Source organism: Flagellimonas myxillae (genome assembly GCF_023502235.1).
Taxonomy (GTDB): domain Bacteria; phylum Bacteroidota; class Bacteroidia; order Flavobacteriales; family Flavobacteriaceae; genus Flagellimonas; species Flagellimonas myxillae.
The window spans coordinates 41,175-59,721 of the sequence record NZ_JAMFLY010000002.1 but is presented as its reverse complement, the minus strand read 5'-3'; the positions used below and the strand labels follow the sequence as shown (position 1 = coordinate 59,721).

Annotated in this window: 14 protein-coding genes; 8 read left to right on the top strand and 6 right to left on the bottom strand. The window is 43.7% G+C overall.

The annotated features are described in order from the left end of the window. On the top strand, positions 1 to 1,089 hold the full coding sequence (locus M3P07_RS08690; protein ID WP_249969516.1) for an acyltransferase family protein: 1,089 nt from the start codon (positions 1 to 3) through the stop codon (positions 1,087 to 1,089). A gap of 58 nt (positions 1,090 to 1,147) precedes the next feature. Here the strand turns inward: M3P07_RS08690 and M3P07_RS08685 are convergent, their stop codons facing one another. Continuing rightward, the gene (locus M3P07_RS08685) at positions 1,148 to 1,738 is read right to left on the bottom strand and encodes a riboflavin synthase (protein ID WP_249969515.1); all 591 of its coding nucleotides are present in this window, start codon (positions 1,736 to 1,738) and stop codon (positions 1,148 to 1,150) included. Positions 1,739 to 1,797: 59 nt separating this feature from the next. Between M3P07_RS08685 and pdxA the strand changes: the two genes are divergently transcribed. The 7 genes from pdxA (at position 1,798) to M3P07_RS08650 (ending at position 8,070) form a co-directional block, all read left to right on the top strand. Further along, positions 1,798 to 2,850: a 4-hydroxythreonine-4-phosphate dehydrogenase PdxA gene (gene pdxA / locus M3P07_RS08680; protein ID WP_249969514.1), complete on the top strand. Its 1,053-nt coding sequence runs from the start codon at positions 1,798 to 1,800 to the stop codon at positions 2,848 to 2,850. Positions 2,851 to 2,959: 109 nt separating this feature from the next. Next, on the top strand, positions 2,960 to 3,493 hold the full coding sequence (locus M3P07_RS08675; RefSeq protein ID WP_249969513.1) for a YceD family protein: 534 nt from the start codon (positions 2,960 to 2,962) through the stop codon (positions 3,491 to 3,493). 8 nt (positions 3,494 to 3,501) lie between these two features. Beyond that, positions 3,502 to 3,702 (top strand): 50S ribosomal protein L32, encoded by a 201-nt coding sequence (gene rpmF / locus M3P07_RS08670; protein ID WP_249969512.1) that lies wholly within the window; start codon positions 3,502 to 3,504, stop codon positions 3,700 to 3,702. 176 nt (positions 3,703 to 3,878) lie between these two features. Beyond that, positions 3,879 to 4,874 carry a beta-ketoacyl-ACP synthase III gene (locus tag M3P07_RS08665; protein WP_249969511.1) on the top strand — a complete coding sequence of 332 codons (996 nt, stop codon included), beginning with the start codon at positions 3,879 to 3,881 and terminating at the stop codon, positions 4,872 to 4,874. A 28-nt stretch (positions 4,875 to 4,902) separates the two neighbouring features. After that, positions 4,903 to 5,394 carry an acetyl-CoA carboxylase biotin carboxyl carrier protein gene (gene accB, locus M3P07_RS08660; protein ID WP_249969510.1) on the top strand — a complete coding sequence of 164 codons (492 nt, stop codon included), beginning with the start codon at positions 4,903 to 4,905 and terminating at the stop codon, positions 5,392 to 5,394. Between the two features lie 80 nt (positions 5,395 to 5,474). After that, entirely contained in the window at positions 5,475 to 6,827 is a 1,353-nt protein-coding gene (gene accC, locus M3P07_RS08655; protein ID WP_249969509.1) for an acetyl-CoA carboxylase biotin carboxylase subunit, read from the top strand. Positions 6,828 to 6,954: 127 nt separating this feature from the next. Continuing rightward, entirely contained in the window at positions 6,955 to 8,070 is a 1,116-nt protein-coding gene (locus M3P07_RS08650) for an NAD(P)/FAD-dependent oxidoreductase (protein WP_249969508.1), read from the top strand. A 59-nt stretch (positions 8,071 to 8,129) separates the two neighbouring features. Here the strand turns inward: M3P07_RS08650 and M3P07_RS08645 are convergent, their stop codons facing one another. The 5 genes from M3P07_RS08645 to M3P07_RS08625 form a co-directional block, all read right to left on the bottom strand. Next, positions 8,130 to 8,792: an ABC transporter ATP-binding protein gene (locus tag M3P07_RS08645; RefSeq protein WP_249969507.1), complete on the bottom strand. Its 663-nt coding sequence runs from the start codon at positions 8,790 to 8,792 to the stop codon at positions 8,130 to 8,132. 17 nt (positions 8,793 to 8,809) lie between these two features. Next, positions 8,810 to 11,179, bottom strand: a complete 2,370-nt coding sequence (locus tag M3P07_RS08640; protein ID WP_249969506.1) for an ABC transporter permease — start codon at positions 11,177 to 11,179, stop codon at positions 8,810 to 8,812. Between the two features lie 51 nt (positions 11,180 to 11,230). Next, a complete protein-coding gene (locus tag M3P07_RS08635; protein WP_249969505.1) occupies positions 11,231 to 13,627 on the bottom strand; it encodes an FtsX-like permease family protein in 2,397 nt (798 codons plus the stop codon). Between the two features lie 59 nt (positions 13,628 to 13,686). Beyond that, positions 13,687 to 16,086 (bottom strand): ABC transporter permease, encoded by a 2,400-nt coding sequence (locus tag M3P07_RS08630; RefSeq protein ID WP_249969504.1) that lies wholly within the window; start codon positions 16,084 to 16,086, stop codon positions 13,687 to 13,689. 66 nt (positions 16,087 to 16,152) lie between these two features. Then, the gene (locus M3P07_RS08625) at positions 16,153 to 18,525 is read right to left on the bottom strand and encodes an FtsX-like permease family protein (RefSeq protein WP_249969503.1); all 2,373 of its coding nucleotides are present in this window, start codon (positions 18,523 to 18,525) and stop codon (positions 16,153 to 16,155) included. Positions 18,526 to 18,547: the final 22 nt, after the last annotated feature.

Sequence of the window (18,547 nt, the reverse complement as noted above, 5' to 3'; positions counted from 1 at the left end):
ATGAAGAATAGGATTGTAGCCGTAGACATTTTTAGAGGCTTGACCATAGTCTTGATGATTTTGGTAAATACCCCGGGCACATGGTCCAATGTATATGCTCCCCTATTGCATGCCTCATGGCACGGCTATACCCCTACAGATTTAGTATTCCCATTTTTCCTTTTTATTGTGGGTACCTCCATAGTGTTTGCTTATAAAAACAAGACGGCCGAAGCGGCCACGTATAAGAAAATTTCAATCAGAAGTCTCAAACTTATTGGTTTGGGATTGTTCCTAGGTGCGTTTACCATAAGCTTCCCATTTATTAAAGAGTTTTCTGCGATACGTTTTCCCGGAGTTTTACAACGTATCGGGGTCGTATTTTTCTTTGCGTCGATTCTATTTTTGAATTTTGATTGGAAAAAACTGATTGCTATTGCCGCCGCCCTTTTATTGGGATACTGGGCCCTTATGACCTTAATTCCTGTTGAGGGAGTGGCATCTACCCTGGAAAGGGCACCAAACAATTTTGCCAACTATTTGGATGTGAAAATCTTCGGCTCGCATAATTATAAACCGGACTATGACCCAGAAGGATTGTTGAGTACTCTTCCGGCTATTGTTAGTTCGCTCTTGGGAATCTTCACAGGATTAGTTTTGGCCTCCGACCGCAAGGACAAACTAAAACTGATGGTGGTTTTGGGTGTAGCTTTTGTGGTACTTGGGCATATTTGGGATTTGGTTTTCCCAATCAACAAGGCGCTTTGGACCAGCAGCTTTGTATTGGTAACCGCAGGTTGGGCCAATTTGGTGTTGGCTTTGATTTATTTTATAACCGATGAAAAGAAAATTCAGTTTGGCAGTATTTTCAGATATGCTGGAGCCAATGCCATCGCCGTGTACTTCTTGTCCAGTTTTATCACCAAACTGTTTTATTTGATCAAGGTGGATGGGGAAAACTCCATTCATGGCTGGCTTTTCAATACGGTCTATGTCCACGATTTTATGTCCATGAAACTCTCGTCCATGCTCTATGGATTGTCCGTGGCCGCGTTTTATTGCCTGTTGGCGTACATCATGTACAAGCGGAAGATATTCATTAAGGTATAGCCCCAAGTATTGGGGAGTTTGCTTTTAGACCCAAGACCCAACATCTAGTGCCTCCCGCTTAACTTCTATTTTCCATCAAGCGGGCCACGTATTTCCCGATTACATCAAATTCCAAATTGACCGTTGTCCCTAACTTATAAGAATAAAAGCGGGTATGCTCATAGGTATAGGGTATGATCGCCACACTAAAACCATCTTTTTTGGAATCCACTACGGTTAAACTTACCCCATCAACGGTAATGGAGCCTTTCTCAATGGTCACATTGTTTAAACTAGAATCGTATGCGAAACTAAAAATCCAACTACCGTCCTTTTCTTCAATAGATATGCAAGAAGCAGTTTGATCCACATGTCCTTGCACAATATGTCCATCCAACCGGGCCCCGAGCACCATGGCGCGTTCCAGATTTACATGCTGCCCCTCCTTCAAATCCCTGAGATTGGTCTTTAGTAGGGTTTCCTCGATGGCAGTAACCGTATAGTTGTTCCCTTCAATGGCGACTACGGTAAGGCATACCCCGTTATGGGCCACACTTTGGTCTATTTTTAGTTCAGAAGTTATTTCCGAAGAAAGGGTCAAATGAAGATTTTCACCTTCTTTTTCTAATTTTTCAACCCTTCCTAAAGTCTCAATAATTCCAGTAAACATGAATCTTTTTAATTGAGTAGTTTTGTAGTGTAAATGTACGCTATATCGGTATAGATTATATGAAGGAAAAGGGAAAAATAAAATTGGGGATTTCCATTGGCGATCTAAACGGAATTGGCTGTGAAGTGGCCTTAAAGACTTTTTTGGACTCCCGAATGATGGAGTTTTGCACTCCGGTAATTTTCGCATCCAACAAGACCGTCTCGCAACAGAAAAACGATTTGGGTTTGAATATTAGCTTTCATGGAATAAGGGATGCTGCCCAAGCGGTTGAAGGCAAAGTCAATATTGTAAATGTCTGGAAGGAGGTTCCGAAGATTGAATTTGGGAAAGCAACCGAAGAAGGGGGCAAATATGCCATCAAATCCCTCCGGGCAGCCGTAAACGCACTTAAGACCGATAAAATAGATGTCTTGGTCACTGCACCCATCAACAAGAACAACATACAAGCGGACGATTTCAAGTTTCCGGGCCATACCGATTTTCTGGCCCAGGAGTTACAGGGAGAAAGCCTAATGTTTATGGTCGCGAATTCGCTAAGGGTTGGTTTGCTAACAGATCATATTGCAGTAAAGGATGTGGCCGAAGCCATTACCCCAAAACTCGTTCGGGACAAGGTTGAGACCATGGTAAAATCCCTGAAAATGGATTTTGGTATCAGGCGACCGAAAATTGCTTTACTGGGAATAAACCCGCATAGTGGCGATAACGGCACAATTGGGGAGGAGGATGACAAAATCCTTAAACCGACAGTACAAGAACTATTTAACAAGGGAATTTTGGCTTATGGCCCTTATTCGGCCGATAGTTTTTTTGGTTCCAACTCACATCAGAATTTCGATGCGGTCCTTGCGGCATACCACGACCAAGGATTGATTCCATTCAAGACGCTTTCCTTTGGAAAAGGAGTGAACTATACCGCAGGCCTGGCCAAAGTACGAACCTCACCGGACCATGGAACCGCGTACGAAATAGCAGGTAAAGGAGAAGCGGACGAAAGCTCTTTCAAAGAGGCAGTGTTTACGGCAATGCAGGTTTTGCGCAACAGATCGGAGTATGAGGAACTGAATAAGAACCCGCTGCAAAAACAAAAAACAAAGAAGGCAAGTTAAATTTTACAGAACAGGGTCATAAATATGGTTTTGGAATTGTAGATTTACAAATAAGTAGTATCTTTGCCCCCGCCTTTATGGGGCTGGTACACAAACCTTAAGTGTATAAATGATGGAGCTAAAGGAGTTTTTTATTCCTTTTTCGGGATTGAAGTTGGGAAAGCACACGTTTGAGTACAAGATTGACAACACGTTCTTTGAGTCTTTTGAATACCAAGAATTTAATGATGCAGCAGTGCAGCTGACCGCCATTTTGGACAAGCTGAACAATATGATGGAACTTGAACTGACAGCATCAGGAACGGTAAACGTGGATTGTGACCTAACAGGCGAACCTTTTGATTTGCCCATAGCGTCCGATTTAAAGCTTGTTATCAAGTTTGGGGATGAATTCAATGATGAAAACGATGAGATTTTGATCATTCCCCATGGTGAGTACCGCATCAACATAGCACAGTATGTGTATGAAATGTTGGCGCTTGCTGTTCCGCCCAAACGGGTTCACCCTGGCGTACAGGATGGGTCGTTAAAATCAGAGATCTTGGATAAGCTGGAAGAATTACAGCCAAAAGAAATCAAGGAAGAATCAGAAAATACAGATCCCAGATGGGACGATTTAAAGAAGTTACTAACGGATAAATAGGTTATATAATGGCACATCCTAAAAGAAAAATATCAAGAACCAGAAGGGACAAAAGAAGAACCCACTATAAGGCCACCGCACCTACAATTGCCAAGGATTCCGTAACCGGAGAAATGCACCTGTATCACAGGGCACACTGGCATGAAGGTAAATTGTACTACCGTGGTCAGGTATTGATTGACAAAACTGAAGAGGAAACTGCTGCTTAATGGCGGACATTTTCTAATAAAACTACGACTCCCGTTGTGCTATTCAACGGGAGTTTTTTTATGGATGCAGGTTAAATCCAAAAAAACTCAATTTTACCCAATAAGTCATATAAAATGACTAATTTTCACAGCTTTTGGGTCAAATTTGAACGTTTTTGACAAAAAAAGACACTAATATGAAAAAAACAAGAGCTGCCATCACAGCTGTGGGAGGATATGTTCCCGATTTTGTTTTGTCCAACAAGGTGTTGGAAACCATGGTGGACACCAACGACGAATGGATTACCACCAGAACAGGTATCAAAGAGCGCAGGATTCTAAAAGAGGAGAACCAAGGCACTTCATTCATGGCCATAAAAGCAGCTCAGGATTTGATGAATAAAAGTGGTTTGGACCCCAAGGAAATAGATTTTGTCTTGGTCGCCACTGCCACCCCGGATCTACCTGTAGCGGCCACTGCAGCTTTCGTGGCTTCCGAGATTGGTGCAACCAACGCTTTCTCCTACGACCTTCAGGCGGCCTGTTCCAGTTTTCTTTATGGGATGTCCACAGCATCCAGCTATATAGAGTCTGGGAAATATAAAAAAGTTCTGTTGATAGGGGCGGATAAAATGTCCTCTATTATTGACTATACCGACCGAACAACCTGTATAATTTTTGGCGATGGAGCCGGAGCGGTGCTGTTTGAGCCCAACGAAGATGGTCTTGGACTACAAGATGAATACCTACGAACAGACGGGGTTGGGCGTCAGTTTTTGAAAATTGAAGCAGGGGGCTCTATTTTGCCCGCATCGGAAGAAACCGTCAAGAACAAACAACATTTTGTGTTCCAAGATGGGAAATCCGTATTCAAGTTTGCAGTATCTAACATGGCCGATGTTTCGGCCCTGATCATGGATCGCAACGGGCTTACCCATGAGGACGTGAACTGGTTGGTGCCCCATCAGGCCAACAAGCGGATTATTGACGCGACGGCCAATAGAATGGGCTTGGAACGGGACAAAGTAATGATCAACATTCATAAATACGGTAATACCACCTCAGCCACCTTACCACTCTTGTTACACGATTACGAAAAGCAATTGAAGAAAGGCGACAATTTGATATTTGCCGCTTTTGGAGGCGGGTTTACCTGGGGGTCCATTTACCTAAAATGGGCGTATAATTCATAAAATAGCACAACTAACTAAATCATATTCCATGGACATTAAGGAAATTCAAAGTTTAATCAAGTTCGTAGCCAAGTCCGGCGCCAGCGAAGTAAAGTTGGAGATGGAAGACGTAAAAATCACCATCAGGACCGGAAGCAGCAGTGCTACACCAGAGACCACCATTGTTCAACAGATACCTATGGCGCAGGCCCCTGCCATGCCTGTGGCCCCTGCACCAGCAGCACCCGAAGCTCCGGCTCCGGCAGCTAGTTCACCAGAGTCTGCAGCTGACGATTCGAAGTACATCACCATAAAGTCTCCAATTATTGGAACATTCTATAGAAAACCTGCTCCGGACAAACCTGCCTTTGTTGAGGTGGGTAGTACCATTAGCCAAGGCGATGTACTATGTGTGATCGAGGCTATGAAGCTATTCAATGATATTGAATCTGAAGTATCCGGTAAAATTGTCAAGGTATTGGTGGAAGATTCTTCACCTGTCGAATTTGACCAGCCTTTGTTCTTGGTCGACCCATCTTAGTTTAAATCACAATACCCAAGCTCCAAATACCAATAAACGCTTTGGCATTTGGAATTTGAGCATTGAAAATTCAAGGTATTATGTTTAAAAAGGTATTGATTGCAAATAGGGGAGAAATTGCCCTTCGAATTATACGAACCTGCAAGGAAATGGGGATTAAGACCGTAGCAGTCTATTCTAAGGCAGATGAGGAAAGCCTCCACGTTCGGTTTGCAGATGAGGCCGTTTGTATAGGTCCGGCACCCAGCCATGAATCATATTTGAAAATCCCAAACATTATTGCTGCTGCGGAGATTACCAATGCCGATGCGATTCATCCAGGTTACGGATTCCTTTCAGAAAACTCCAAGTTCTCAAAGATTTGTGCAGAGCACGAGATTAAATTTATCGGTGCTTCTGGAGACCAAATTGATAGAATGGGGGACAAGGCCACGGCCAAGGAAACCATGAAAAAAGCGGGAGTACCCACCATTCCAGGTTCGGAGGGTCTGTTGAAAGATGTGGATGAGGCCAAGAAGATTGCCAAGAAAATGGGGTATCCGGTAATGATCAAAGCCACCGCTGGTGGTGGAGGTAAGGGAATGCGTGCCATTTGGTCCGAAGAAGAAATGGAGCCCAACTTTGAAAGTGCGGTACAAGAGGCAACAGCAGCTTTTGGTAATGGCGGAATGTACATGGAGAAGCTTATCGAGGAGCCTCGCCATATCGAAATTCAGGTAGTCGGAGACCAATTTGGCAAAGCCTGTCACCTATCTGAGCGGGACTGTTCCGTGCAACGTCGACACCAAAAGTTGACGGAAGAGACACCATCTCCATTTATGACAGACTCCCTTCGGGAAGAAATGGGGAAAGCAGCAGTTAAAGCCGCTGAGTTCATCAAATATGAGGGCGCGGGAACCGTGGAATTTTTGGTGGATAAGCACCGAAATTTTTACTTCATGGAAATGAACACCCGTATCCAGGTGGAGCATCCCATTACCGAACAAGTTGTCGATTACGATTTGATCAGGGAGCAGATTTTGGTTGCTGGTGGGGTTCCAATTTCGGGAAAGAACTACTTTCCAAAATTGCATTCCATCGAGTGTAGGATCAATGCAGAAGATCCATATAACGACTTTAGACCATCACCGGGGGTTATTACCACCTTACACACTCCGGGAGGCCATGGAATTCGTTTGGACACCCATGTATACAGTGGTTATAAAATTCCGCCGAATTACGATTCCATGATCGCAAAGTTGATAACCACGGCCCAAACTAGGGAAGAGGCCATTAACAAAATGCGAAGGGCATTGGACGAATTTGTGATAGAGGGAGTAAAGACCACAATCCCATTCCATAGACAGCTTATGGAGCATCCAGATTACTTGGCGGGGAATTACACCACCAAGTTCATGGAGGATTTTGAGATAGACCCAAAATATCAAGATTAAGATAAACCCCGATGTACATCGGGGTTTATTATTTACATCAAGGTTTGGTGTTTTTCCGATTAACCCAGAAAAACAGATAGAAACGATTCGAGAAAATTTGTGAAATTCGCATCAAACAGTAGGGGCCGTGCAACTTAGTTATTGGGAATATAAATCGTGGTTTTCCAAGGTGGATTTTACCATTGTGGGGAGTGGGATTGTGGGACTTAATTGTGCCCTGTCCCTAAGGGAAAAATATCCCAAAAGTAAAATCTTGGTTTTGGAAAAAGGAACATTGCCCCAGGGAGCTAGCACAAAAAATGCTGGATTTGCATGTTTTGGTAGCATTTCCGAAGTGCTGTCCGATCTAAAATCACATACCGAGGACGAAGTCTTTGCCTTGGTTAAAAAGAGATATCAGGGCATTCAGTTACTTCGTAAAACCATTGGGGACGACGCCCTTGGATTTGAAATTCATGGGGGGCACGAGCTTTTTTTGGAAAACAATCTTCCCTTGTTCCAGAACTGTGTGGATGCCATGAAAAGCATGAACGAACTGCTAGCGCCTATTTTTGGCCAGGAACCATTCGTTAGGACGAACAATACATTTGGTTTTGGGCAAATTAAATCAGAGTACATTTCGCACCGTTTTGAAGGGCAGTTGGATACTGGGAAAATGATGAACGCCCTGCTGCAAAAGTGCCTGAAAAAAAGCATTCACGTTTTAAACGGGATTGCCGTTGAAGGATTATCGGAACAGATTTCGGGAGTAGCCATTAAAACAGCAGATTTTGAGTTCAGCAGCAACAAAGTTTTTGTGGCCACCAATGGCTTTGCCTCAAAACTCTTACCTGAAGAAAAAGTAACTCCGGCCCGCGCCCAAGTACTGATTACGAAGCCCATAAAAAACCTTAACATCCAAGGGACATTTCATTTTGACGAGGGGTACTACTATTTTAGAAATATCGATGACCGCATACTTTTTGGGGGAGGCAGAAACTTGGACGTGAAGGCTGAAGAAACCACTGCATTTGGTCAAACCAAAAACATACAAGACCAACTTGAGAAACTGCTCACCACAGTTATTCTCCCGGATAAAAAAGTGGAAATTGCACAACGGTGGAGCGGTATCATGGGCGTAGGGAAGCAGAAATCCCCCATTGTTAAACCAGTTTCCAACAATATCTATTGTGGAGTTCGATTAGGCGGAATGGGCGTTGCTTTGGGTAGCTTGGTCGGAAAAGATCTTGCGGAATTGGCATAGGACTCTTGTTTTTTCCGTGCTTTCCCAGATAGATAAGTGTATTCTGCCTGTTTCTATTTTCAAATCATCCGGCCATCCAATAAGTTGATGATTCTGGAACCATAAGCTGCATTTTTCTCGGAATGTGTCACCTGAATTATCGTAACGCCCTCGTCATTCAATTGTTTGAACAATGCCATGATTTCCTCCCCTTGTGAAGAGTTCAAATTTCCGGTTGGCTCATCGGCCAAGATCAGTTTAGGACTTGAAATAAGTGCCCGGGCAATACCCACCAGCTGTTGTTGACCTCCGCTCAATTGTGCTGGGAATAAATCCTTTTTCCCAACAATATTAAAGCGATCTAGCATATCGGCCACCATAGCTTTTCGTTCCGTACCCTTGATTTTTTTATACAATAAGGGCATTTCCAAATTTTCCTGGACGGTTAGATCATCCAATAAATGGTATTGTTGGAACACAAACCCAATGTATTCCTTGTACAGATTGGCCCGATGCTTTTCTTTTAGGCTGTGAACAGGTTCATCCAAGAAGGTATATTCGCCCTCCTCAAAACCATCCAACATGCCAATAACGTTGAGCAAGGTGGATTTACCAGAGCCTGAGGGCCCCATCACCGAGATAAATTCACCCTCCTGGACCTCAAGATTAATGTCCTTTAACAAAAAAATCCGCTGGCCTCCCGAGTTGACCCATTTAAAAATATTGTTGAGTTGTAAAAGCATGTCTTTGTTTTTAATTTCTATTCTGTTCGTAAACTTTTTATCGGACTGGATAAAGAGGCTCTTAGACTTTGATAGCTCACCGTGGACAAGGCCACGACCAGCACGATCATCCCAGCGGCCACAAACATCCACCATTGTATCTCAATATGAAAGGCGAATTCTTGGAGCCAGCGGTCCATTCCATACCAAGCTAGTGGAATGGCGACAATAAACGCGATGAAAACAAGCTTAAGAAAATCCTTGGAAAGCATGTTCACCATTCTTAGGGCACTTGCGCCCAAGACTTTTCGGATTCCAATTTCCTTAAAACGCTGTTCCGCCATAAAAGCCGACAGCCCATAAAGACCCATACACGAAATAAAAATTGCCAATAAGGCAAATACATTGAAAATGGCCCCCATTTGCTGTTCCCCCCTATATTGGGCATCCAAATTGGCATCCATAAAATTATAGACCAAGGGATAGGCCGGGTTCAAGGTGCTATAAATTTCCTCTAGGGCCGCTATGGTTTGTTCGGTGTCTTGGGGAGTGGTCCTTACCACTGTAATGGCGCCTCTTTCGCTATGCCAAACAATTAATGGCTCAATGGCATATTGCAAGGGCTTAAAATTAAAGTCCTGAATAACCCCAATTACAGTTCCACTTTTGCCCCGGAAGGAGAGTTTTTGTCCCACAATGTTCCTAAGATCCATTCCCATGAGCTTCGCAGCGGTTTCGTTTACCAGATAGTCATTGTTTTCAAATGAATTTTTGGAAAAACCCCTTCCATTTTTTAGTGTCATTTGAAAAACATCCAAGAAATTTTCATCGGTGGCAATATTTGGAAATAGGACTTGCTGTTCGGGATCCTTACCCTCCCAGCTTATGTCGAAATCACCCGTGACCAAACTCGCTGGAAGATCCGATACTATGGAAAAATCGTTCGTGAACCTATTTTCGGCCAAGGCAGCTTGTAAGGCCTCTTGCTTGCCCCACATTTCTCCCTCCATTGGGATGTAAATAAGGTTGGATTTGTTATAACCAAGATTCTTGTCCTTAATAAAGTTCAATTGTTTAAAAATTACAATGGTCCCAACCAAGAGGAGCACAGAAACTGCAAACTGTGAAACAACCAAGCCATTTCGGAAGTAGAGATTGTGTTTAGAGAGCTTTAAGCGGCCCTTTAAAACTTTTACCGGCTTGAAGCCCGATAAAAACAGGGCAGGATAACTGCCCGAAACAAGCCCACTGGCAAGTGCAATGGCAATCAGGGTTGTCCAAACCATGGGGTTTCCTATCCGAAAGACCAACTCCTTTTGAGCAAGATCATTGAACAAGGGCAGCAATACATAAACCAATCCAACGGCAAGGATCAAGGAAAAAAAGGAAACGATAAGGGACTCGCTCAAAAACTGAAAGACCAGCTGCCGACGATCGGCCCCAATTACTTTACGGAGCCCCACTTCCCTGGCCCTTCTAGAGGATCGGGCCGTAGCCAAATTCATATAATTAATGCAGGCAACGACCAAAATAATAAAGGCCACGAGAAGAAAGATACTCACGTACTGACTGTTCCCATGCCCTGGGATATCGATTTGCAAATTGGAGGAATGTAAATGGATATCCGTTAACGCCTGCAAACTGAAATCAATTTCAAATTCTGGCATGCGCTCAGCATAAATATTATTGATTTTGTCTTCGGTGTTCGCTAGGGCCTCTACGGATGCAACGGCATCTTTTTCAAAATGGAAATAGCCATAATAATCAAAACTATCCCACACCTTGTTGATCAGGTCTTGGTCTGTTTTGGCAATGTGGCCGATCGGTAAGATAGCCTTAAACTGCAAGTGTGAGTTGGATGGAACGTCTGCCAATACTCCCGTAACCTGAAAAGTCTCTTCGTTGTTGATCTTCATGGTTTTGCCCAAAGCTTGATCGTTGCCAAAGTACTTTTTTGCCATGGTCTCTGTTATCAAGATCCCATTAGGTTGTTCCATGGCCGTTTTGGAGTCCCCGGCGATTAATGGAAAGGTGAAGAAATCCAAGAAATTTTCCTCCGCGAAATAAAAGGCGCCTTCTTTGAATTTTTGACCGTTAACCTCCACCAGGGCGTCAAAGGGCTTCGTCATCAAAAGGCCGGATTCTATTTCAGGCATTTCCTCTGGAAGTTCCAAGATCATACCTGCTGGACTCACAGCAGCGTGAAAGTCCTCGTTGGCCTTTGCGGTGAGCCGGAATATTTCGTTGGCATTGGCGTGAAAGGAATCATAGCTGGATTCATTCTGGACCCATAATAGGATAAGAATGCTACAGGCCATACCCGTGGCCAGGCCACCAATGTTCAAAAAGGAGTACCACTTGTGCTGGACAAAGTTCCTCCAGGCGATTTTCACATAGTTCTTAATCATGATGAGTGTTCTTTTTTTGATTAATGATGAGTTATATCACGGCATTGGTAGCTATTCGGTTCTTAAACTTTTTATGGGATTAGATCTTGCCGCCTTTATGGCCTGAAAACTAATGGTGAGTATAGTAATCACTATGGCGCCGAGCATCGCTAAGGCAAAAATCCACCATTTCAGGATAATGCGATAGGTAAATTCCTGTAGCCATCCATCCATAATGTAATACGAAATGGGAATTGCAATTAGGCTGGACAAAACGATTAGTTTTAGAAAGCCATTTGAGAGCATTTTCCATACATTGAATACTGATGCCCCCAATACTTTTCTAATGCCGATTTCCTTGGTGCGCTGTTCCGCTACATAGGAAGCTAGGCCAAATAATCCGAGGCAGCTTATTAAAATGGCCAATCCGGTAAAAACTCCAGATAGCATCCCGATGCGTTCTTCGGACGCAAATTTTTTCCCATATTCCTCATCAACGAATTGATATTCAAAGGGCAGTTGAGGAAAATGTTGTTTGAAAACCATTTCAATACTGGCCAAATTCTCAGCAGTGCTATGGGCTGGATTAAGCCTAAGATTGTAAAAACTCGCATTATTGGCCCGATCATAAGCATAAATGCTCTGTTTCACTGGTTCATACGGAGATTGCGCTATGACATCTTCCACCACCCCGATGATTTTCATTTTAAATTGTGGACCGTTGTCCGTAGGAAACCAAATATGCTTGCCCACGGGATCGGGAAGGCCCATATAATCCATGGCAGTCCTATTGATCAAGATTGTCATGGAATCCGTGGCCATTGTCCTGGAAAAATCCCGCCCATGGACGATATCCAGATTTAGGGATTCCACATATTCAGGGGAAACCCAGGTCCAAGCCATATCCACTTGGAAATTATCCGGTTGCCCTTCCCAAACAAAACCTCCCCAGGTGGACCAAACCCCTGTAGTGGGACTACTTGAAGTTGACATCTCGGTTATACCTCCTGAAGCGAGTAGTTCATCCCGAAACAAATCTTGTTTTCCAGCAAACTCTTTGCTCATTACCGGTAATTGAACCAATCCCTTCTTGTCATACCCAGAGGGTCGGTTTTTGGCGTGGTTTATTTGTTGTGCGACGATAACCGTTCCAATGATGAAAGCCATGGATACAGAAAATTGAAATACCACCAACACCTTTCTTGGGGTGGTAGCATTTTTCCCGGCCCTGAAGGTGCCTTTAAGGACCTCGACTGGCTTAAACGACGACAAGTACATTGCGGGATAACTTCCGGCCAACAAGGCTGTCAGTAAAATGAACATTGATGAGGCAACCCAAAATAGCGGTTCGTGCCATGGGAATGATATTTCCTTTTGGGCCAGGTCGTTAAAGCTGTCCAACGAAAGATGTACAAGCAACAATGCACTCGCAAATGCGAACATGACCACCAAAAAGGATTCCCCCAAAAACTGTTTAATGAGCTGGCTACGATGGGAGCCAATGGATTTTCGTATACCCACTTCTTTGGATCGCTTTTCGGAGCGTGCCGTGCTGAGGTTCATGAAATTGATACAGGCCAAAAGCAATACAAAAACTCCGATAATCCCAAAAAGCCATACATAGGTTATTCTGCCTCCGGCCTGCTTTCCCCCTTTAAATTGACTGCGCAAATGCCAGTCCTTCATCGGAAACAGGAACAATTCAGGGTTGAACTGCGCTTCGGTGTGTTGGTCCTTTTCAACATTCTTAATCTTGGATGACACGTTGGAAAATGTGGTATTGTCCGCAATCTGCACAAAGAGACTAAAAGAATGATTTCCCCAATCGCTAATAACGTTCCGCGCCCACTCCCTAGAGGCAATAAACCGTTCCAAAGGCATTAAAAAACGCATGCCATGAAAGGAACTGTTATAGGGCAAATCCGAATAAACCCCGGAAACCCTAACACCGAATTCTCCATTGATCTCTATGGTTTTGCCAATTGGATTTTCCGACCCAAAAAGCGCATGTGCCGTAGATTCATCGAGCATTATGGAGTTCATATCGCGCAATCCATCTTTTTCTCCCCCAACCATTGTTAGGCTGAGCATTTCAGGCGCTCCCCTTTGCATGAAATTTCCCGTTTTGGAAATTTTCTTTCCGTTGTATTCCAAGTATTGGGGGACCCAGTTTTTGCACATGACGATATGATCGAAGTTGTCGGAGTATTGATCTCGCAAAACAAATTCCAGCGGCCTGGCCATGGTCCAATTTGTATCGGTTTGACCATTAAAGGTCCTGTTTGCCAACACCTGGGCGATTCTATCCGAATGCTCAAAACCATCGTTGAAGGTAAGCTCATCCTCAATCCAAAGGGCTATCATTAGGGTCACAGCCATACCCAAAGCCAAACCTCCGATATTGATAATCGTAAAGGATTTGTTTTTTGAGAGGTTCCGCCAAGCGATTTTTAAATAACTCCTTAACATGGTTCGTCATTTTTTGATTGACCCTTCGACTTCGGAAGCAAGAAGCTCAAGGCAAGTTTTTATTCCGTTCTCAAACTTTTAATAGGGTTGGAACGTGCAGCTTTTATGGCTTGAAAACTAACTGTTAGCATGGTGATACCAAGGGCACCGATCATGGCCAAGGCGAATATCCACCATTTGAGGATGACCCGATAGGGGTACTCCTGCAGCCACCCGTTCATTACATAGTAGGATATGGGCACGGCTATAAAACAGGATATGGTGACCAGTTTTAAAAAGTCTTTGGAAAGCATATTCCAAACATTAAAGACCGAGGCACCCAACACCTTTCGCACTCCAATTTCCTTGGTACGCTGTTCAGCCACGAAGGAGGTGAGTCCAAACAAGCCAAGACAGCTTATCAGAATCGCCAAGGCAGTAAAAATACCCGATAGGGTACCCACGCGTTCTTCGGCGGCAAATTTTTCTGCATATTCCGCATCAACAAAATCATATTCGAACGGGATATCTGGAAAATGCTCCTTGAATACTTGTTCTATTACCGCAATATTCCGGCTAGCACTCTGGTTAGGATTCAATCGCATATTGTAATAGCTGAAATTGTCAAAGCGATCAAATACATACATGCCTTGCTTTACAGGCTCATACGGAGATTGGGCAATCATATCTTCCACCACCCCAATAATTTTTAATGGTGGGTCGGGATCTTCTGTGTCATCGTCTTTTAAAAGCATACCTACGGGGTTTTCCATACCCAAGTATCTTTTTGCGGTTTCATTGATCAGGACCGCCATTGAATCAGAGGCAAATTCCCTTGAGAAATCCCTGCCCTCGACAATTTTAAGATTGAGGGATTTTGCATATTCGGGCGATACCTCGGTCCAGGCAAGATCTTCTTGAAAACCTTCAGGTTTGCCCTCCCAGGTATATCCGCTTCTGTTGGACCAAATTCTTGTTGTGGGACTACTGGAGGTTGACATTTCTACGATTGCACCAGAGTTTAGAAATTCGGTTCGCATTAAATCTGTTTTTCCCGAGAAATCTTGACTAAATGTTGGAATTTGGATCAATCCTTCCCGATCATAACCCACAGGTCTGTTTTTGGCAAAGTTGATTTGCTGCATTACAATTACGGTTCCAATGATAAAGGCCACAGAGACGGTAAATTGAAGTACCACCAATATTTTTCTTGGCAAACCGGAATATTTGCCAGACTGATAGGTGCCCTTTAATACATCAACAGGCCTGAAGGATGATAGGTACAGGGCTGGATAACTGCCCGCCAAAAGCGATGTGAATAGTACAAAGCCCAAGGAGACCAACCAGAATTTTGTTGACGCCCATGGGAAGTCAATTTCCTTACGAGCCAATTCGTTAAACCCGGTGAGCGACAAAACCACAATGAATATGGCCATTAGAAAGGCAAAAAGGACCACTAGGAAAGATTCGCTCAAAAATTGATTGATCAATTGGTTGCGCTGCGAGCCGATAGATTTTCGTATCCCTACTTCCTTGGCCCGTTTTTCCGATCTGGCGGTGCTGAGGTTCATAAAGTTTATACAAGCCAACAGGAGCACGAAGGCCCCGATGACACCAAACAACCAAACATACTTGATCCTGCCGCCTACTTGTTTGCCATTTTCAAAATTGCTCCTCAGGTACCAATCCTTCATCGGCAACAAAAAGAGTTGTGGGTTAAACTCAGCGGTATCCTCATTCAAGTCCTTCTTTACATCTTTGATGATGCTGGACACTTGGTCCATGCTTACATTATCGGCCAGTTGAACAAACATCTGAAAAGAGTTGTTTCCCCAGTTATCCTCAGCATTTTTGACCCATTCCTGAATGGAAACGTATTTGTCCCATGGGATTAGATAGTCAATATCCCTAAACGAGTTGTTATACGGAAGGTCCTTGAAGACCCCAGTGACCATTAAATCGTACTGATTACTTGCTTTAACCACTTTACCAATGGGGTCTTGCTTGCCAAAAAGGGCTTCAGCGGTTGATTCGGAAAGCATGATGGAATTTATCTCCCGAAGACCATCCTTTTCACCCTTCAAGATTTCCAGTTCCAAATATTCCGGGGCTTCACGTTGCATAAAATTCCCTGGTCTAGAAATACTGGTCTCATTGAACTTTAGATATAGATCGTTGGTCCAAGAGGACATAATCAAGTATTTGAAATTGTCCATGTAACCATCGCGCAGCGCTTTTTCCAATGGACGCGGAATAGCAGGCCCCGTTCCCACATTTTGATTAAAGGTCTGGGATTGGAGCACCTGGGCCATCCTATCTTTTTGGGAGAAATAGTTGTCGTGTGAGAGCTCATCCGCCAACCAGAGGCCAATAATCAAGGTAACCGCCATTCCAAGAGCCAATCCACCAACGTTGATTATCGAATAGGCCTTGTTCTTTACAAGGTTTCTCCAGGCGATTTTTAAATAATTCTTTATCATGATATTCGTTTTTTGACCCCTTTACTTCGTCTAGGCTCAGCATAAACTAGACTAGGGTTTATTTGTTTATTCTGTTCTAAGACTGTCCACGGGATTTGATGTTGCTGATTTAATAGCCTGAAAACTTATCGTAATCAGGGACACCAACAAGGTGAGTGCACCAGCGAGAACAAATGCAAGCACCGGAATGTTGATTCTGTACGCAAAATCTCCAAGCCAATTGCCCATAAAATAATAAGCCAAAGGCGAAGCAATAAGGATGGCAATCCCGATCAGTTTGAAAAAATCCTTCGAGACCAATACGGTAATATTTTGTACAGAGGCTCCCAATACCTTTCGAATCCCAATTTCCTTGGTCCGTTCCTTGGCGGTAAAAGTTGCCAAGCCAAAAAGGCCAAGACAGGATAGCAAAACAGAGATTATGGCAAAGTATCGGGCAAGGGCTCCGGTGAGCAGCTCCGCACTGTAATTGGCCGCATACTCTTGATCTACAAAGTCATAATGCAACGGATGGTTTGGCAACACTTTATCAAAAACGGCCTGTACGGAGGCCAAGGCGGCCTTGGTTTGGTTTCCATTTAGTTTTACGATCATGGCCCCGGCATTATTGGGTTCCAATAAAAACACGGTGGGCTGGATGGGTTCGTACAGGGAACGGTTATGAAAATCCTTTAGCACCCCAATAATTTCCCGTTTGCCACCCCAAAAGTCCACAGCTTTGCCCACAGGGTCATCACCCAAGCCCATAATGTTAGCCGCAGTTTTGTTGATTACCAAATTCAAGGTGTCTTGGGTCCCCTCCCTATAATAGTTGCCGTGTTCTAGTGGAATCTCGAAGGTTTCCGGAAAGTTATGCGCAGTCCATAACAGGGCAAATTCGATGTTTTCCTGTTCTTGGGTTTTCCCTGGCCAACTTACACCACTACTGGATGCAGGGGTTGATAACGGCGAGGGCCCCACCAAGGTTACACCTTCTATGCCCTCTGAAACCAATAGCTCGTTGCGCAATGCCTCATACTTTTGGGTGAGCACCTGGTCTTGGTGAATGGATATGATATGGTTTTTGGCTATTCCAAGGTCCTTCTGATTTACATAGTCTATCTGTTTTTGGATAACAAATGCAGAAATGATCAGTAACAATGCCAAGGAAAATTGGAGTACCACCAAACCTTTGCGAAGTGTACCCGTACTTTTTTGTTCCTTGCCCAAGCCTTTTAGAGCAGTAACAGGTTTGAAGGACGAGATTACGAATGAAGGATAGGCTCCGGATAACAAGGTTGTAAGCACAAAAACGCCCAACAGCATAAACCACAGGGAGGATTGGGATATATCCAACCCTAGATTTTTATTTGTGAGGGTGTTTACAAACGGCAGGAGTAATAAAGTAAGACCTATTCCCACCAAGAATGACAAGGAAGTAATCAAGGAAGTTTCGGTAAAAAACTGCCCAACCAGGGTGTTCTTTTGGGCACCAATGGCCTTTCGCACCCCTATTTCGCTTGCCCGTTTGGTTGCATAGGCGGTGGAAAGGTTAATGAAATTGATACAGGAAATTACCAAGAGAAAAATGGCCGCTAGCGCAAAAATTCGAACGTATTCTATTCGCCCTCCAGAAACTTCTGCGCGTTCGTCAAATTGATTATATAGGTAATTATCGGAGAATTTTTGAAACAAAATACCCTCTTTAAATTCTCCTGTGATGTTTTCATGAAACAGGGCCTCCACTTTTTGGGACAGTTGTGAAACGTTGGCATCCTCGCGAAGTAAAAAAGCCCCCTGCATACCGTTGTTGCCCCATTCCAACATCCAGTCGTTCTGGCTTAAATGCCTTTGGAATCCGTAGTAGAAATCATTTTGAATGGAGGATTGCGAGGGAAAATCAGCATAGACCAGGGATACGGCAAAATCGCCATTGTCGTAAATATGCACTGGGCTGCCCAAGGCTTTAGAGGCCCAATCCTCTCCCCAAAATCTTTGGGCCAAACTTTCAGAGATGGCTAATGCCTCCGGTTTATTGTCGAGATCTTCAACATTGCCCAAGAGCACCGGAACGGTAAAACTCTTGAAAAATGCGGAGTTGGTGAAGGCTCCGGGAGCCCTAAAATCCGTGTCCCCTATTCTAAGGTTATCTTCAAAAGTGGCTCCCAAAGTGATGTAATCCTCAATTTCGGCAAATTGTTTTTTGGCTTCATCCAATAAGGGATAGGAAACACCCTCGTACACATCCAGAACTTCATGTTCCAATGGAACGGTTCTTTTAACCAGATAAAGCTGATCGTCCTTTTCGTGGTATTTGTTTATGTTGTATTCATCAAAAACCCATAACAACATCAACAAGGAAACCGCAATGGCAATGGATAGGCCAATGGTATTGATAAGAAAGTAGACCTTATTTTTTAAGAGGGTCCGCCAGGCGGTTTTTAGATAGTTCTTAAACATGTTCTCGTTTTTTGATTGCTAT

Coding starts and splice junctions, on each gene's coding strand:
- M3P07_RS08690 (WP_249969516.1), top strand. CDS start 1: ATGAAGAATAGGATTGTAGCCGTAGACATTTTTAGAGGCTTGACCATA.
- M3P07_RS08685 (WP_249969515.1), bottom strand. CDS start 1,738: ATGTTTACTGGAATTATTGAGACTTTAGGAAGGGTTGAAAAATTAGAA.
- pdxA (WP_249969514.1), top strand. CDS start 1,798: ATGAAGGAAAAGGGAAAAATAAAATTGGGGATTTCCATTGGCGATCTA.
- M3P07_RS08675 (WP_249969513.1), top strand. CDS start 2,960: ATGATGGAGCTAAAGGAGTTTTTTATTCCTTTTTCGGGATTGAAGTTG.
- rpmF (WP_249969512.1), top strand. CDS start 3,502: ATGGCACATCCTAAAAGAAAAATATCAAGAACCAGAAGGGACAAAAGA.
- M3P07_RS08665 (WP_249969511.1), top strand. CDS start 3,879: ATGAAAAAAACAAGAGCTGCCATCACAGCTGTGGGAGGATATGTTCCC.
- accB (WP_249969510.1), top strand. CDS start 4,903: ATGGACATTAAGGAAATTCAAAGTTTAATCAAGTTCGTAGCCAAGTCC.
- accC (WP_249969509.1), top strand. CDS start 5,475: ATGTTTAAAAAGGTATTGATTGCAAATAGGGGAGAAATTGCCCTTCGA.
- M3P07_RS08645 (WP_249969507.1), bottom strand. CDS start 8,792: ATGCTTTTACAACTCAACAATATTTTTAAATGGGTCAACTCGGGAGGC.
- M3P07_RS08640 (WP_249969506.1), bottom strand. CDS start 11,179: ATGATTAAGAACTATGTGAAAATCGCCTGGAGGAACTTTGTCCAGCAC.
- M3P07_RS08635 (WP_249969505.1), bottom strand. CDS start 13,627: ATGTTAAGGAGTTATTTAAAAATCGCTTGGCGGAACCTCTCAAAAAAC.
- M3P07_RS08630 (WP_249969504.1), bottom strand. CDS start 16,086: ATGATAAAGAATTATTTAAAAATCGCCTGGAGAAACCTTGTAAAGAAC.
- M3P07_RS08625 (WP_249969503.1), bottom strand. CDS start 18,525: ATGTTTAAGAACTATCTAAAAACCGCCTGGCGGACCCTCTTAAAAAAT.